Below are 15,820 nucleotides of genomic sequence, written 5' to 3' on the forward strand. Positions count from 1 at the left end.
CTTGACCACGGGCCGCGATCAGACCGCTACCCTAGGTGAACATGAAGATCGCTTTCGTGGGGAAGGGCGGCAGCGGCAAGACCACGCTGTCCTCTCTCTTCATCCGCCACCTCGCCGCCAACGAAGCACCGGTCGTCGCCGTCGACGCCGACATCAACCAGCACCTGGGCGCCGCGCTCGGCCTGCCCGATGCGGAGGCCGCCGCGCTGCCCGCGATGGGCGCGCACCTGCCGCTCATCAAGGAGTACCTGCGGGGCAGCAACCCGCGGATCGCCTCCGCCGACACGATGATCAAGACGACGCCCCCCGGGGAGGGTTCACGGCTGCTGCGGGTCCGCGAGGACAACCCGGTGTACGAGGCCTGCGCGCGTCCGGTCCTGCTCGACGACGGTGAGATCCGGCTGATGGCGACCGGGCCGTTCACGGAGTCGGACCTCGGGGTCTCCTGCTACCACTCGAAGGTCGGCGCGGTGGAGCTCTGCCTCAACCACCTGGTCGACGGTGCCGACGAGTACGTGGTCGTCGACATGACGGCGGGCTCGGACTCCTTCGCCTCCGGCCTCTTCACCCGCTTCGACATGACCTTCCTGGTCGCCGAACCGACCCGGAAGGGCGTCTCGGTCTACCGCCAGTACAAGGAGTACGCGCGGGACTTCGGCGTGGCGCTCAAGGTCGTCGGCAACAAGGTGCAGGGCCGGGACGACCTCGACTTCCTGCGCGAGGAGGTCGGCGAGGACCTGCTCGTGACGGTGGGCCACTCGGACTGGGTGCGGGCGATGGAGAAGGGCCGCCCGCCCCGGTTCGAGCTCCTGGAGGCGGACAACCGCATGTCGCTCCAGGCCCTCCAGGACGCGGCGGACGACTCTTACGCCCACCGCGACTGGGAGCGCTACACGCGCCAGATGGTCCACTTCCACCTGCGCAACGCGGAGAGCTGGGGCAACGCCAAGACCGGGGCCGACCTGGCGGCGCAGGTCGACCCCGATTTCGTACTGGACGAAGGACTCAGCGCCGTTCAGCCGGCCTGACGCCCGCGCCTGCTCGACGCCCCGGCCGAAGGCTCGGCCGGCCTGACGCCCGCGCCTGCTCGACGCCCCGGCCGAAGGCTCAGCCGGCTCGACGCCCGAGCCCGCTCGACGCCCGGTCGAAGGGCTCAGTGGCGGGCTGCCGGCTTGGCGGCCGGGGCGCCTGCCGGGGCTGCCGGCTGGGGGGCGAGGAAGCTCTTCCAGCCGGCCGCCGGGGCCTCGCCGACCTTCAGGGTGCGCATCTTCGCGATGACGTCGGGGTCCTGGGCGTCGAGCCAGTCGGCGAGCTGGCGGAAGGAGACGCACTTGACGTCCTTCTGCACGCAGACGGTGGAGATGGTCTCCTCGACGGCGCGCATGTACGTGCCGCCGTTCCAGGACTCGAAGTGGTTGCCGATGATCAGTGGTGCGCGGTTGCCCCGGTAGGAGCGCTCGAAGGCCTGCACGAGGCCGTCGCGCATCTGGTCGCCCCAGTAGCGGTGCTGGGAGGGGTCGCCCTGGGTCGTACCGGACTGGTTCACCAGGAAGTTGTAGTCCATGGAGAGCGTCTGGAAGGCGCGGCCCGGGACGGGCACGAGCTGCATCGACAGGTCCCACAGGCCCAGGTCCTTCTTGGGCCAGATCTGGTCGTTGACGCCGCTGGTGTCGTAGCGGAAGCCCATCTGCGCGGCTGCCTGGACGAAGTTGGTCCGGCCCTCGAGGCAGGGGGTGCGGGCGCCGACGAGCTCCTTGTCGTAGTCGAAGGGCAGCGGCTGCTCGGCGCGCAGGCCGGCGTTCGTCTTCCAGTGCTTGACGAAGGACTTGGCCTGGTTGATCTCGCTCTTCCAGTCCTCGACCGACCAGTTGCCGACACCGCCGTCCTTGCCGCAGAAGTGGCCGTTGAAGTGGGTGCCGATCTCGTTGCCCTCCTGCCACGCGCCGCGCAGTTCGCGGACGGTGGCGCGGATGCCCTCGACGTCGTTGAAGCCGATGTCGGAGCGGCCGGGGCTGTGCTGCGGCGGGTCGTAGAGCTCCCGCTTCTCCTCGGGCAGCAGGTACACGCCGCTGAGGAAGTACGTCATGGTGGCGTCGTACTTCTTGCCCACCGAGCGGAAGTGGGAGAACAGCTTCTGGCTGTCCTCGCCCGCGCCGTCCCACGAGAAGACCACGAACTGCGGCGGGGTCTCACCGGGCTTGAGCTTCTGCCAGACCGGCTGGTGGGGCTGGGCGCCGGTGAAGGCGGTCGAGCCGTCGCCGATCAGCCGGGGTGCGGTCTGCGGGGCCGCGGCCGGGCCCTTCTTGGCGCCCGCGCCGCCCGGTGCGCCCTTCGTGGCGGTGTCGTCGGAGCCCGAGCAGCCGGCGAGGCCGGTGGCGAGAGCGAGGGTGAGGGCGCCGACGGTGAGCGCCTTCCTCCGGACGGTGGTCGTTCTGCGGGCGGCTGACATCCGCGCACCTCTCCTCAGATCCTCGGATTTCCGTACAAGCGGCGTCAACGTCGCACCACGAGGACCGGAGGGCGTCAACGACAAGCGGCATGCGCACGTTCTGTCACCGGAACCGGTGAATCATTGCCCTGTTTGCCCCGAAAATAATGCCGCAGTCTTTACTCTCCATTACGATCCATTTACTGAGCGTTGATCCTCCACTCCGCTGTTCCGGAGGCTCTCGCCGACATCCCGCCGCTGCACCCCGCACGAGCCGCGACCGCGCTGCCCCGGAGGAGACGGGACATGACCCTCTGCACCCCTGCCCGCACGACCGACACCACCGACACCACCAACCGGCCCCGGAGCCAGCGGCCGCACGGCCCGCCGCACGGACCCCGCCGCTTCCGCGTCGCCGGCGCCGACCTCTCCGCGTCCGTCGCCGTCTTCCTGATCGCGCTGCCGCTCTCGCTCGGCATCGCGCTCGCCACCGGAGCCCCGCTCCAGGCCGGCCTGGTCGCCGCCGCCGTCGGCGGACTCGTAGCCGGCCGGTTCGGCGGCTCGCCGCTCCAGGTGAGCGGCCCCGCCGCCGGACTCACCGTCGTGACCGCCGAGCTCATCCAGCGGTACGGCTGGCGCGCCACCTGCGCCATCACCGTCCTCGCCGGACTCACCCAACTCGCCCTGTCCGCCCTGCGCGTGGCCCGCTCGGCGCTCGCCGTCTCGCCCGCGATCGTGCACGGCATGCTGGCCGGCATCGGCGTCACCATCGCCCTCGCCCAGCTCCACATCGTGCTCGGCGGCACCCCACAGAGTTCCACCGTCGACAACGCCCTCGGCCTGCCCGCCCAGTTGGCGCACGCCCAGCCGGCGGCGCTCGCCATCAGCGCCCTCACCGTGGCCGTGCTGCTGTGCTGGCCCAGGCTGCCGGGCCGTGCCGGGCGGGTCGTACGGAAGGCGCCGGCCGCGCTCGTCGCGGTGGCCGGGGCGACGGCGGTGGCCGCCTTCGCCGGGCTCTCCGTGCCCCGCGTGGACCTGCCGTCCTGGAGCAGCCACGCGCTGCCCGGCCTGCCCGAGGGCCCGGTCCTCGGCATCGCGGCCGGCGTGCTCACGATCACCCTCGTCACCAGCGTGCAGTCGCTGCTCTCGGCCGTCGCGGTCGACAAGCTGGTCGCCGGCCGCGACGCCGCCCGCACGGACGGCCGTCGTGTCCCCCGCTCCCGCCTCGACCGCGAGCTCGCCGGACAGGGCGCGGCCAACGTGGTCTCCGGGGCTCTCGGCGGCCTTCCGGTCGCCGGCGTCGCGGTCCGCAGCGTCGCCAACGTCTCGGCGGGCGCGGTGAGTCGTGCCTCGACCATGCTGCACGGCCTGTGGATCGTGCTCGCCGCCCTGCTGCTCGTGCCGGTGCTCGACCTGATCCCGCTGCCCGCGCTCGCCGCCCTCGTCATGGTGGTCGGCATCCAGATGGTGAGCATCACCCACATCCGTACGGTCACCCGGCACCGCGAGGTCGTCGTCTACGCGGTGACGCTGACCGGCGTCGTCCTCGTCGGGATCCTGGAGGGCGTCGCCCTCGGCGTCGCCGTGGCCGTCGCGGTCGCCCTGCACCGCCTGGCCCGCACCCGGATCACCCGGGAGGAGCGGGACGGGCGCCAGCTGCTGCACGTCCGGGGGCAACTGACCTTCCTCGCCGTGCCCCGGCTCAGCCGGGCCCTGCACCAGCTGCCGCAGGGCTCCGACGTGGTGGTCGAGCTGGACGGGTCCTTCATGGACCACGCCGCCTACGAGGCGCTGAGCGACTGGACCGCCGGGCACCTCGCGCATGGCGGGACGGTCGAGACGACGGGCCCGTCCGGTGCCCGGATCGCCGAGCCCACCCACGTCACCGACTCCGCCACGCACTCCTGCTGCCGCCCCTGGACGCCCTGGCACAACCACCAGTGCGGGGAGAAGCCGACGGAGACCAGACAGCCGACGGGGCTGCATCTGGCCAGCGGCATCGGAAAGTTCCAGCGGAACACCGCCCCGCTCGTGCGGGACGAGCTCGCGCGGCTCGCCCGGGAGGGGCAGCGGCCCTCGCAGCTCTTCCTGACCTGCGCCGACTCCCGTCTCGTCACCAGCATGATCACCTCCAGCGGTCCCGGTGACCTCTTCACCGTGCGCAACGTCGGGAACCTCGTGCCGCTCCCCGGCGAGGAGAGCGGGGACGACTCGGTGGCGGCGGCGATCGAGTACGCGGTGGACGTGCTGCGGGTCGCGTCGATCACCGTCTGCGGCCACTCCGGCTGCGGCGCGATGCAGGCCCTGCTCAACGCCGGTCCGGACGACCCGCCGACCCCGCTGCGCCGCTGGCTGCGCCACGGCCGGCCCAGCCTGGAGCGGATGGTGAGCCGGCGGCACGCCTGGGCCCGGATCTCCGGGCGGCTTCCGGCGGACGCGGTCGAGCAGCTCTGTCTGACCAACGTGGTCCAGCAGCTGGAGCACCTGCGGGCGTACGAGCCGGTGGCGCGCCGGCTGGCCGAGGGCACGCTCACGCTGCACGGCGTGTACTTCCACGTGGGCGAGGCGCAGGCGTACCTCCTCTCCGGGACGGACGAGGTGCACAGCTACGACGACGTCTTCACCCAGGTCATGCCGGCGGAGCCGCTGGAGACGGCACGCGCGTCCTGAACCATCGGCTCCGGCTGTCCGTGAGACTGTGTGGCCCCTTCTCCCACCGCTCGGGAAGAAGGGGCCACCGCACGTCATTCCGCTCACAGGTCTAAACCAATTCCCTGGAGGCTCTTGTCACCCGGGCATCTGACTGATGAGCTATGACGCGGGACACATACGCACAGAGGACGCCCTGGGAAAGGGAGATGTCGTGAGCAACGAATCCTTGGCCAACCTGCTCAAGGAAGAGCGGCGGTTCGCGCCGCCCACCGAGCTGGCCGCGGACGCCAATGTGACGGCGGAGGCGTACGAGCAGGCCAAGGCGGACAGGCTGGGCTTCTGGGCCGAGCAGGCCAGGCGGCTCAGCTGGGCCACCGAGCCGACCGAGACGCTCGACTGGTCGAACCCGCCGTTCGCCAAGTGGTTCGCGGACGGCGAGCTGAACGTGGCGTACAACTGCGTCGACCGGCATGTCGAGGCCGGCCACGGCGACCGGGTCGCCATCCACTTCGAGGGCGAGCCCGGCGACAGCCGCGCGATCACCTACGCCGAGCTCAAGGACGAGGTCTCCAAGGCTGCCAACGCCCTGACCGAGCTGGGCGTCCGCAAGGGCGACCGGGTGGCCGTCTACCTGCCGATGATCCCCGAGGCGGCCATCACGATGCTGGCCTGCGCCCGGGTCGGCGCCGCCCATTCGGTGGTCTTCGGCGGCTTCTCGGCCGACGCCGTCGCCTCCCGCATCCAGGACGCCGACGCCAAGCTGGTCGTCACCGCCGACGGCGGCTACCGCCGCGGCAAGCCGAGCGCCCTCAAGCCGGCCATCGACGAGGCCGTCGCCAAGTGCCCGCAGGTCGAGCACGTCCTCGTGGTCCGCCGTACGGGCCAGGACACCGCGTTCACCGAGGGCCGGGACGTCTGGTGGGACGACATCGTCGCGCGCCAGTCCGCCGAGCACACCCCGGAGGCGTTCCCGGCGGAGCACCCGCTCTTCATCCTCTACACCTCGGGCACCACGGGGAAGCCGAAGGGCATCCTGCACACCTCCGGCGGCTACCTCACCCAGGCCGCGTACACCCACCACGCCGTCTTCGACCTCAAGCCGGAGAGCGACGTCTACTGGTGCACCGCCGACATCGGCTGGGTCACCGGGCACTCGTACATCGTCTACGGCCCGCTGGCCAACGGCGCGACGCAGGTCATGTACGAGGGCACGCCGGACACCCCCCACCAGGGGCGGTTCTGGGAGATCGTGCAGAAGTACGGCGTGACGATCCTCTACACGGCGCCCACCGCGATCCGCACGTTCATGAAGTGGGGAGACGACATCCCCGCGAAGTTCGACCTCTCCAGCCTCCGGGTGCTCGGCTCGGTCGGCGAGCCCATCAACCCCGAGGCCTGGGTCTGGTACCGCGAGCACATCGGCGCGAACAGGACCCCGATCGTGGACACCTGGTGGCAGACCGAGACCGGCGCGATGATGATCTCGCCGCTGCCGGGCGTCACCGAGACCAAGCCGGGCTCCGCCCAGCGCCCGCTGCCGGGCATCTCCGCCACCGTCGTGGACGACGAGGCGAACGAGGTCCCGAACGGCGGCGGCGGCTACCTGGTCCTGACCGAGCCGTGGCCGTCGATGCTCCGCACCATCTGGGGCGACGACCAGCGCTACATCGACACGTACTGGTCCCGCTTCGAGGGCAAGTACTTCGCCGGTGACGGCGCCAAGAAGGACGACGACGGCGACATCTGGCTGCTCGGCCGGGTCGACGACGTCATGCTCGTCTCGGGCCACAACATCTCGACGACCGAGGTCGAGTCGGCCCTCGTCTCGCACCCGTCCGTCGCCGAGGCGGCCGTCGTCGGCGCCGCCGACGAGACGACCGGGCAGGCGATCGTCGCCTTCGTCATCCTGCGCGGTTCGGCCGGCGAGACGGTGACATCATCCGCTGACGCGGCGGACAACCTGGTCGCCGAGCTGCGCAACCACGTGGGTGCGACCCTCGGCCCGATCGCCAAGCCGAAGCGGATCCTGCCGGTGGCGGAGCTGCCGAAGACCCGCTCGGGCAAGATCATGCGTCGTCTGCTGCGCGACGTCGCGGAGAACCGCGAGCTGGGTGACGTCACCACCCTGACCGACGCCTCGGTCATGTCGCTCATCCAGACCCAGCTGCCGGCGGCCTCCGACGAGGACTGATCCGCGGCTCGCCCCCGTACGACGCGAACGCCCGCCCCGAGCTTCTCGGGGCGGGCGTTTCCCGTGTCCGGCCTCGGCCCCGGCCCCAACCCGCACCTCGCCCCGGGCCCCCATCCGCACCTCGGCCCGGCCCTCACCCCGACGGGACGAAAGGCCCATTTGTCCCTAAAGTGAATCTCGCCGGACACACCCCACGCTCGTTAGGTAAGGTAAGGATCGCGTCAGGAACGCGACAGAAAGACCTAGGTGAGCCGGGAAGTCTGGTCGGCATGTGCTTCGCCCTGCCTGCCCGACGGAGGTCCCGCCCGTGTCCGTGCCCAACGACCGCAAGTTTCTCGGCCGTCTCTCGCTGCCCGAGCGGCAGTACCTCGGCGACGCCCTGCGGACCGAGACCGTCGGCGGCGTCCTGCTGCTCCTCGCCGCCGTCGCGGCACTCATCTGGGCGAACACCCCGCTGAGCGACAGCTACGAGTCCGTCAGCGACTTCCACATAGGCCCCGCCGCCCTCGGCCTCGATCTCTCGATCCAGCACTGGGCCGCCGACGGCCTCCTCGCGATCTTCTTCTTCGTCGCCGGCATCGAGCTCAAGCGGGAGCTCGTCGCGGGCGAACTGCGCGACCCCCGGGCCGCCGCGCTCCCCGTCGTCGCGGCGCTCTGCGGCATGGTCGCCCCCGCCCTCGTCTACGTCCTGGTCAACGCCGTCGGCGACGGCTCGATGGACGGCTGGGCCGTGCCCACCGCGACCGACATCGCCTTCGCCCTCGCGGTCCTCGCCGTCATCGGCACCTCGCTGCCGTCCGCGCTGCGCGCCTTCCTGCTCACCCTCGCCGTCGTCGACGACCTGTTCGCGATCCTGATCATCGCGATCTTCTTCACCAGCGACCTGAACTTCGCCGCGCTCGGCGGCGCCGTCGCCGGACTCGTCGTCTTCTGGTTCCTGCTCCGCAAGGACGTCCGCGGCTGGTACGTGTACGTGCCGCTGGCCCTGGTCATCTGGGGCCTGATGTACAACAGCGGCGTCCACGCCACGATCGCAGGCGTCGCGATGGGCCTGATGCTCCGCTGCACCACCCGGGAGGGCGAGGAGCACTCCCCCGGCGAGCACATCGAGCACCTGGTCCGGCCGCTCTCGGCCGGCCTCGCCGTGCCCCTCTTCGCGCTCTTCTCCGCCGGAGTGAGCATCTCCGGCGGCGCGATCCACGACGTCTTCACCCAGCCGGTCACCCTCGGCGTCGTCCTCGGTCTCGTCGTCGGCAAGGCCCTCGGCATCTTCGGCGGCACATGGCTCGCCGCCCGCTTCACCCGTGCGGAGCTCAACCCGGACCTGGCATGGCCGGACGTGTTCGCCGTCGCCACCCTCGCCGGGATCGGCTTCACCGTCTCGCTCCTCATCGGCGAACTCGCCTTCGCCGGGGACGCCGTCCTCACCGACGAGGTGAAGGCCGCCGTCCTGATCGGCTCGTTCATCGCGGCCGTCCTCGCCTCCGTCCTGCTGAAGCTGAGGGTCCGCAAGTACCAGGCGCTCGTCTCCGACGAGGAGCGCGACGAGGACGAGGACGGCATCCCCGACATCTACGAGCAGGACAACCCGGAGTACCACCTGCGGATGGCCGCGATCTACGAGAGGAAGGCGGCGGAACACCGCGAGCGCGCCCAACTGGCGGGGGCATCGCGCGACGGGGCCGACCGTCCGGCATGATCTGATTCGGACCGTGGAATGAGGACTCGCACCGCACGAAGAGGACCTCGGACCGCGGAGGATCGGACTGCAGAAGAGAAGAGGGAGCAGCGATGAGCGACCCGTTCGACGGAACCGAGCGCAGCCTCGGCCAGCTGGTCGCCTCGGCGACCGCCGAGATGTCCGCGCTGGTGCACGACGAGATCGCCCTGGCCAAGGCCGAACTCCGGCAGGACGTCAAGCGCGGTGCGCTCGGCAGCATCATGGGAATCGGCGCCCTCGTGGTGCTGCTGTTCTCGCTGCCGATGCTGAGCTTCGCGCTCGCGTACGCCATCAACACCTGGACCGGCGGGCACAACGGCAACGGGGGCTGGAACCTCGTCTGGTGCTTCCTGCTGTCCTTCGCCTTCAACGTGCTGCTCGCGGGCCTCCTCGGGGTGATCGCCGTCGCCAAGTTCAAGAAGGTCAAGCCGCCGGAGAAGTCCATCGCCTCCGCCAAGCAGACGGCGGCGATCATGCAGAACGCGAAGCCGCACCCCCGTCCGGAGCAGCGCCCGGCCCTGGAGAAGGCCTCCGCTGTGGGACGCTCGTCCGTATGACCCTCCCCGAGAGCAGCAACGGCAACGGCGGGCCCGTACGGCTGGACGGGCCGTGGACCCACCGCGACGTGGCCGCCAACGGCGCCCGTTTCCACATCGCCGAGATGGGTGACGGCCCGCTGGTGCTGCTCCTGCACGGCTTCCCGCAGTTCTGGTGGACCTGGCGCCACCAGCTGCCCGCCCTCGCCGAGGCCGGGTTCCGGGCGGTCGCGATGGACCTGCGCGGGGTGGGCGGCAGCGACCGCACGCCGCGGGGTTACGACCCCGCCAACCTGGCGCTCGACATCACCGGGGTCGTCCGCTCCCTGGGCGAGCCCGACGCGGCGCTCGTCGGGCACGATTTGGGCGGCTACCTCGCCTGGACGGCCGCCGTCATGCGGCCGAAGCTGGTGCGCCGGCTCGTGGTCTCCTCGATGCCGCACCCGCGCCGCTGGCGCTCGGCGATGCTCTCCGACTTCGCCCAGTCGCGGGCCGGCTCGCACGTGTGGGGCTTCCAGCGGCCGTGGCTGCCGGAGCGTCAGCTCGTCGCGGACGACGGGGCCCTCGTGGGCGAGCTGCTCCGGGAGTGGACCGGTCCGAAGCCGGTCGACGAGGAGGCCGTCGAGGTGTACCGGCGGGCGATGTGCGTCCCGTCGACGGCGCACTGCTCGATCGAGCCGTACCGCTGGATGGTGCGGTCGCTGGCCCGCCCGGACGGCATCCAGTTCAACCGGCGCATGAAGCGGCCGGTCCGGGTGCCGACGCTCCATCTGCACGGCTCCCTGGACCCGGTGATGCGGACCCGCAGCGCCGCGGGGTCCGGCGAGTACGTGGAGGCGCCGTACCGCTGGCGGCTCTTCGACGGCCTCGGGCACTTCCCGCACGAGGAGGACCCGGTGGCGTTCAGCACGGAGCTCGTCAACTGGCTGAAGGACCCCGAGCCCGACCGCTGACGGTCCCTCTCCTCGGGTGCGTACAGACTTCCTTCGAACGGCCATGTGCCTCGCGCATACTCCAATTGGCGGGCCCCGGGGCGGTTACCGACCTTGGCCCCCGGGCAGACGTCGAGGTATGGGCTGGACGCACGACTACGGTGACACGACAGCACGCGACCGCCGCTCGGCCACGGGGCCGGGCTCCCGCGAGAGGGGTGGCCCGCCGGACCAGGGCCACGCGGTACAGGGGGTGGGGATCTCGCGCATCCTGCGCCGCCGGGCCCGCTGGGTCTCGGCCCGGCTCCGGCACCCCAGAGACACTCCGTAAGGCTCCGTAGAGCCAGGACGGAGCCGGGACGGAGCCAGGACAAGGCTCCGCAGAGACAGGACTCAGAGGGCGCAGGCCTGGGTGTCGACCTGCTGGTCGGCGGTCCGGCCGCGCTCGATGTCCTCGCGGATCTCGTCGACCGTCAGGGCGTATCCGGTGTTCGCGTCGTCGAGGGAGCGGGCGAAGATCACGCCGTACACCTCGCCGCCCTCGGTGAGGAGCGGACCGCCGGAGTTGCCCTGGCGGACCGTCGCGTACAGCGAGTACACGTCCCTGCGCACCTCGTCGCGGTGGTAGATGTCGGGGCCCTTGGCGCTGATGCGGCCCCGCACGCGCGCCGAGCGCACGTCGTACGAGCCGTTCTCCGGGAATCCGGCGACGATCGCGTTGTCGCCGCTGCGGGCGTCCTCGTCGGTGAAGGCGAGCGGCGTGGCCCGGAGGTCCGGCACGTCCAGGACGGCGATGTCGCGCTGCCAGTCGTAGAGGACGACCTTGGCGTCGTAGAGCTTGCCCTCGCCGCCTATCTGGACGGTCGGCTCGTCGACGCCTCCGACGACGTGGGCGTTGGTCATGATGCGGCGGTCGGCGAAGACGAAGCCGGTGCCTTCGAGGACCTTGCCGCAGCTCTGCGCGGTGCCGACGACCTTCACGATGGAGCGCTGCGCGCGGGCGGCGACCGGGCTGTCGGCGAGCTTCGGGTCGGGCGGGGTGACCGGGGTGATCGGCTCGTTCGCGAAGGGGCTGAAGACCTGCGGGAAGCCGCTGCGGGCGAGGGTGGAGCTGAAGTCGTCGAACCAGCCGGAGGCCTGATCCGGCATCACCTGCTCCACGCCGAGCAGCACCTTGGAGTTCCGCACCTCCTTGCCCAGGGTGGGCAGTGAGGTACGGGCGAGGGCGGAGCCGATCAGCCAGGCCACGAGCAGCATCGCGACGACGTTGACGAGGGCGCCGCCGGTGGCGTCCAGGGCGCGGGCCGGCGACCAGGTGATGTGGCGGCGCAGCTTGTTGCCCAGGTGGGTGGTGAAGGCCTGGCCGATGGAGGCGCAGACGATGACCACCATCACGAAGACGACGGTGGCCGTGGTCGAGACCTCGCTGTTGTCGGTCAGCTGGTCCCAGAGGATCGGGAGCAGCAGAACGGCGACGAGACCGCCGCCGAGGAAGCCGATCACCGACAGGATGCCGACCACGAATCCCTGGCGGTAGCCGATGATCGCGAACCAAACGGCGGCGAGCAGCAACAGGATGTCCAGCACGTTCACCGTCAGTAGCCTCGCAGATTCGTTTCCGGTCGCCCGGGGCGGTCGGCACGAAGGCCGGCCCGCCCGAAGGTCAGCCTGTCATGAGCGCCAGTCGAGCGGGACCTGCTTGGAGCGGTCCCAGGGGCGCTCCCAGCCGGCGTAGTGGAGCAGCCGGTCGATGACCCCGGCCGTAAAACCCCAGACCAGAGCGGACGCGACGAGGAACCCGGGGCCCTGGTGGCCGCTCGGGTGCACGGTGGTCGCGCGGTTCGCGGGGTCCGTGAGATCCGCCACGGGCACGGTGAAGACGCGGGCGGTCTCGCCGGGGTCGACGACGCCGACCGGGCTGGGGTCGCGCCACCAGCCGAGGACGGGGGTGACGACGAAGCCGCTGACGGGGATGTAGAGCCGGGGGAGCACGCCGAAGAGCTGGACGCCCTCGGGGTCGAGGCCGGTCTCCTCCTGGGCCTCGCGCAGGGCGGCGCGCAGCAGCCCGCCGTCCGCCGGGTCGCCGTCCTCGGGGTCGAGGGCTCCGCCGGGGAAGGAGGGCTGTCCGGCGTGCGAGCGGAGGCTGCCGGAGCGCTCCATGAGCAGCAGCTCGGGTCCGCGCTCGCCCTCGCCGAAGAGGACGAGGACGGCGGACTGGCGGCCGGCGCCGCTCGCGGGCGGCAGGAAGCGGCTCAGCTGCTCGGGCCGGACCGTGCGGGCGGCCCGGTCGACGGGCGCGAGCCAGTCGGGCAGGCCGTCCCGGCTGAGCAGGCCTCCCGTGCCGGGCCCGTGGATCTCTTCGTCAGTGCGCGTCATAGGCACCCCCGTGGTTCACAACGCGATCGGTGGACGGGTTCGTTCCCGGCGTTCCCCCGGGTGGCGGGAACGCGCCCCGGGCCCCGGGGGCCGGGTTCAGGCGCCGCCGCCCAGCGGGGGCGCCGGGCGGCCGGGGTAGCCGGCCGGCGGGTTCAGCCGCTGGCCGGGGAAGCCGCCCATCTCGTACTTGAGCAGCTTCCTCGCCTTCTCGGGGTCGGTCTCGCCCTCGCCGTACGAGGGGCAGAGGTGGGTGATCGGGCAGGCGCCGCAGGCGGGCTTGCGGGCGTGGCAGATCCGGCGGCCGTGGAAGATCACCCGGTGCGAGAGCATCGTCCACTCGCTCTTCGGGAAGATCGTGGCGATCTCGGCCTCGATCTTCACCGGGTCGTCGGACTCGGTCCACCGCCAGCGCCGGGCGAGGCGCATGAAGTGGGTGTCGACGGTGATGCCGGGGACTCCGAAGGCGTTGCCGAGGACGACGAAGGCGGTCTTGCGGCCGACGCCGGGGAGCTTGACGAGGTCCTCCAGGCGGCCGGGGACCTCGCCGTCGAAGTCGTCCCTGAGGGCGGCCGCGAGGCCCATGATCGACTTGGTCTTGGCGCGGAAGAATCCGGTCGGCCGGATGAGCTCCTCGACCTCCTCGGGCACGGCCGCGGCGAGGTCCTCGGGCGTGGGGTACTTCGCGAAGAGGGCGGGGGTGGTCTGGTTGACCCGCAGGTCGGTGGTCTGCGCCGAGAGGACCGTCGCGACCAGCAGCTCGAAGGGGTTGCGGAAGTCGAGCTCCGGATGGGCGTACGGATAGACCTCGGCGAGCTCGCGGTTGATCTTCCGGGCGCGGCGGACCATGGCGAGCCGCGATTCGGGCTTGGCCGCCTTCCGATTTGCGGCTTTCGTCCGTTTCGACTCGCCGTGTTCGCCCACAGCGGAATTACCTTCGCCCGACACTCTTTCAGCCCCCTTGGCCTGCGCTCTCACCGGCGAGTTGGACACCCGGCCAGCCTAGGCGCCGCCACCGACATCCGCCCCGGGCGTGGCCGATCGGAGCCCAATCGGGCCCCTGACGTACGGACGGGCGGCTCGGTACGTCAAACTTGTTGTGATTGATCGCACTGTTTTGTGCGTCCGGCATCATGGGACCCAGGTCCTTTGAGCAGGTCGACAGTAGGAGAGAACTCGTGGACGACGTTCTGCGGCGCGCCCCGCTCTTCGCGGCGCTCGATGACGAGCAGGCTGCCGAGCTGCGCGCCTCGATGAGTGAGGCGACGCTCGCCCGTGGCGACGCGCTCTTCCACGAGGGCGACCCCGGCGACCGCCTGTACGTGGTGACCGAGGGCAAGGTGAAGCTGCACCGCACCTCCCCCGACGGCCGCGAGAACATGCTGGCCGTCCTCGGCCCCGGCGAGCTCATCGGCGAGCTGTCCCTCTTCGACCCGGGCCCGCGCACCGCCACGGCGACCGCGCTGACCGAGGTCAAGCTGCTCGGCCTGGGCCACGGCGACCTCCAGCCCTGGCTGAACGCCCGCCCCGAGGTGGCCACCGCACTGCTGCGCGCCGTCGCCCGCCGGCTGCGGAAGACCAACGACCAGATGTCCGACCTGGTCTTCTCCGACGTCCCGGGCCGTGTGGCCCGCGCGCTCCTCGACCTGTCGCGCCGCTTCGGCGTGCAGTCGGAGGAGGGCATCCACGTCGTCCACGACCTCACCCAGGAGGAGCTGGCCCAGCTGGTCGGCGCCTCCCGCGAGACGGTCAACAAGGCGCTCGCCGACTTCGCCCAGCGCGGCTGGCTGCGCCTGGAGGCCCGCGCCGTGATCCTGCTCGACGTGGAGCGCCTCGCGAAGCGCTCGCGGTAAGCACCCTCGTACGGACTCGTACGTGCTCGTACGCACTCGTACGCACGAGAAGGCCGCCCCGGTCCGACGACCGGGGCGGCCTTCTCGTGCGTCCGGGGGACGGTCAGCGCTTCGAGCCGTCCACGATCACCGGGGCGGAGCTGCCGTTCCCGCAGGGCACGGTGTAGATCGCGTTCTTCGCCGCGGCCTCCTTGAACGCGTCGATGCACTGGTTCATCAGGACCTTGTCCGTCAGCGACTCGTTGAGGATCTTGTTGGCGCGGGCGATGCCCTCCGCCTCGATGCGGCGCCGGTCGGCCTCGGCCTTGGCGGTACGGGAGGCCTCGGTGGCCCGCTCGGTGGCCTGCTGCTGCTGGATCTTGCGGTCGATCTGGCCCTGGAGGGCGTCCGAGGGCTTCACGTTGCGCAGGTTGACCGTGGTCACGTCGATGCCGCGCGGGGCCAGGCGCTCCCTGATCAGGGCGCCGATCTCGGCGTTGATCCCCTCGCGGTCGGAGGCGTACCCCTCCTCGCTGGTGTGGCGGGCGAAGACGTTGCGGACGATCTCACGGCTGTCCGGGTAGACCAGGCGCTGCTGGATGGCGTCCTCGCTGCCGGCGAGCTTGTAGAGCTCGACGGCCTTGGCCTGGTCGACGGACCACTTCACCGTCACCTCCGCGTACATGACACCGCCCTGCGAGGAGCGCACCTCGACCACGTCCTTGTCGGAGAGGTTGAGGTCGACCGGGCGGGTCGAGAAGGTCGTGACGTCGGTGAACGGCGACTTCACGTGCATGCCCGAGGTCATGGGCGAGCCCACCTTGCCGAAGGCGACCGGCACACCGACCTCGTACGCGCTGATCACGTACGTCATGCTCACGATCAGCGAGAAGACACTGGCCAGGACCGCGCCGAGGGCGCCGAACTTCAGCCCTGTGGAGTCGTTGGCGCGGCCGACGAAAAAGAGCACCACTGCGGCTATGACCAGCAGGATGGCGATGACGAACACGGGCGTTCCCCCCGAAAGCTACGGCCAGAAGTAAGCGGAGCGTAAAACACGGGTCAGGAACGCGAAATGGCAGGGGCCCTCCTCGGGACAGGATTGTGACGGCCGCTCATGGCCCGTCCTGCGGATCGGCGTCGCGAGCCCGGCCTG

Annotated in this window: 13 protein-coding genes; 8 read left to right on the forward strand and 5 right to left on the reverse strand. The window is 71.1% G+C overall.

All coding sequences use genetic code 11. The features are described from left to right. Positions 1 to 41: 41 nt before the first annotated feature. Entirely contained in the window at positions 42 to 1,028 is a 987-nt protein-coding gene (locus ACN9M0_RS16360) for an ATP-binding protein (protein ID WP_366036913.1), read from the forward strand. A 125-nt stretch (positions 1,029 to 1,153) separates the two neighbouring features. Here ACN9M0_RS16360 and ACN9M0_RS16365 read toward each other — a convergent pair whose 3' ends face one another. After that, entirely contained in the window at positions 1,154 to 2,449 is a 1,296-nt protein-coding gene (locus ACN9M0_RS16365) for a hypothetical protein (protein WP_366036914.1), read from the reverse strand. A 285-nt stretch (positions 2,450 to 2,734) separates the two neighbouring features. Between ACN9M0_RS16365 and ACN9M0_RS16370 the strand changes: the two genes are divergently transcribed. From ACN9M0_RS16370 to ACN9M0_RS16395, 6 genes are all read left to right on the forward strand, one after another. Beyond that, positions 2,735 to 5,098: a SulP family inorganic anion transporter gene (locus tag ACN9M0_RS16370; RefSeq protein WP_366036915.1), complete on the forward strand. Its 2,364-nt coding sequence runs from the start codon at positions 2,735 to 2,737 to the stop codon at positions 5,096 to 5,098. A 193-nt stretch (positions 5,099 to 5,291) separates the two neighbouring features. Then, positions 5,292 to 7,271 carry an acetate--CoA ligase gene (acs, locus tag ACN9M0_RS16375; protein WP_426403815.1) on the forward strand — a complete coding sequence of 660 codons (1,980 nt, stop codon included), beginning with the start codon at positions 5,292 to 5,294 and terminating at the stop codon, positions 7,269 to 7,271. Between the two features lie 307 nt (positions 7,272 to 7,578). Continuing rightward, a complete protein-coding gene (gene nhaA / locus ACN9M0_RS16380) occupies positions 7,579 to 8,970 on the forward strand; it encodes a Na+/H+ antiporter NhaA (RefSeq protein WP_366036917.1) in 1,392 nt (463 codons plus the stop codon). 92 nt (positions 8,971 to 9,062) lie between these two features. Then, the gene (locus tag ACN9M0_RS16385) at positions 9,063 to 9,548 is read left to right on the forward strand and encodes a phage holin family protein (protein ID WP_366036918.1); all 486 of its coding nucleotides are present in this window, start codon (positions 9,063 to 9,065) and stop codon (positions 9,546 to 9,548) included. Continuing rightward, positions 9,545 to 10,480: an alpha/beta fold hydrolase gene (locus ACN9M0_RS16390; RefSeq protein WP_366036919.1), complete on the forward strand. Its 936-nt coding sequence runs from the start codon at positions 9,545 to 9,547 to the stop codon at positions 10,478 to 10,480. Before ACN9M0_RS16385 ends, ACN9M0_RS16390 begins: the two co-directional genes overlap by 4 nt. A gap of 118 nt (positions 10,481 to 10,598) precedes the next feature. Beyond that, entirely contained in the window at positions 10,599 to 10,790 is a 192-nt protein-coding gene (locus ACN9M0_RS16395; RefSeq protein WP_229842762.1) for a hypothetical protein, read from the forward strand. A gap of 62 nt (positions 10,791 to 10,852) precedes the next feature. On the opposite strand, the gene ACN9M0_RS16400 is transcribed toward ACN9M0_RS16395, so the two are convergent. From ACN9M0_RS16400 to nth, 3 genes are all read right to left on the reverse strand, one after another. After that, positions 10,853 to 12,052 carry a MarP family serine protease gene (locus ACN9M0_RS16400; RefSeq protein WP_426403816.1) on the reverse strand — a complete coding sequence of 400 codons (1,200 nt, stop codon included), beginning with the start codon at positions 12,050 to 12,052 and terminating at the stop codon, positions 10,853 to 10,855. Positions 12,053 to 12,130: 78 nt separating this feature from the next. Beyond that, on the reverse strand, positions 12,131 to 12,835 hold the full coding sequence (locus tag ACN9M0_RS16405) for an NUDIX hydrolase (RefSeq protein ID WP_366036921.1): 705 nt from the start codon (positions 12,833 to 12,835) through the stop codon (positions 12,131 to 12,133). A 96-nt stretch (positions 12,836 to 12,931) separates the two neighbouring features. Continuing rightward, a complete protein-coding gene (gene nth, locus ACN9M0_RS16410; protein ID WP_366036988.1) occupies positions 12,932 to 13,780 on the reverse strand; it encodes an endonuclease III in 849 nt (282 codons plus the stop codon). A 230-nt stretch (positions 13,781 to 14,010) separates the two neighbouring features. Here nth and ACN9M0_RS16415 point away from each other — a divergent pair, with 230 nt between their 5' ends. Continuing rightward, positions 14,011 to 14,685 (forward strand): Crp/Fnr family transcriptional regulator, encoded by a 675-nt coding sequence (locus ACN9M0_RS16415; RefSeq protein ID WP_015034542.1) that lies wholly within the window; start codon positions 14,011 to 14,013, stop codon positions 14,683 to 14,685. 103 nt (positions 14,686 to 14,788) lie between these two features. On the opposite strand, the gene ACN9M0_RS16420 is transcribed toward ACN9M0_RS16415, so the two are convergent. After that, positions 14,789 to 15,673 carry a prohibitin family protein gene (locus tag ACN9M0_RS16420; protein ID WP_426403817.1) on the reverse strand — a complete coding sequence of 295 codons (885 nt, stop codon included), beginning with the start codon at positions 15,671 to 15,673 and terminating at the stop codon, positions 14,789 to 14,791. Positions 15,674 to 15,820: the final 147 nt, after the last annotated feature.

Origin of the sequence: Streptomyces sp. R-07 (genome assembly GCF_049913175.1) — a bacterium.
Lineage (GTDB): Bacteria > Actinomycetota > Actinomycetes > Streptomycetales > Streptomycetaceae > Streptomyces.

Bases quoted from the DNA above. Each gene is read 5' to 3' on its own strand.
- ACN9M0_RS16405 (WP_366036921.1), bottom strand. From the start codon at position 12,835: ATGACGCGCACTGACGAAGAGATCCACGGGCCCGGCACGGGAGGCCTG.
- ACN9M0_RS16390 (WP_366036919.1), top strand. From the start codon at position 9,545: ATGACCCTCCCCGAGAGCAGCAACGGCAACGGCGGGCCCGTACGGCTG.
- ACN9M0_RS16395 (WP_229842762.1), top strand. From the start codon at position 10,599: ATGGGCTGGACGCACGACTACGGTGACACGACAGCACGCGACCGCCGC.
- ACN9M0_RS16385 (WP_366036918.1), top strand. From the start codon at position 9,063: ATGAGCGACCCGTTCGACGGAACCGAGCGCAGCCTCGGCCAGCTGGTC.
- ACN9M0_RS16360 (WP_366036913.1), top strand. From the start codon at position 42: ATGAAGATCGCTTTCGTGGGGAAGGGCGGCAGCGGCAAGACCACGCTG.
- ACN9M0_RS16370 (WP_366036915.1), top strand. From the start codon at position 2,735: ATGACCCTCTGCACCCCTGCCCGCACGACCGACACCACCGACACCACC.
- ACN9M0_RS16365 (WP_366036914.1), bottom strand. From the start codon at position 2,449: ATGTCAGCCGCCCGCAGAACGACCACCGTCCGGAGGAAGGCGCTCACC.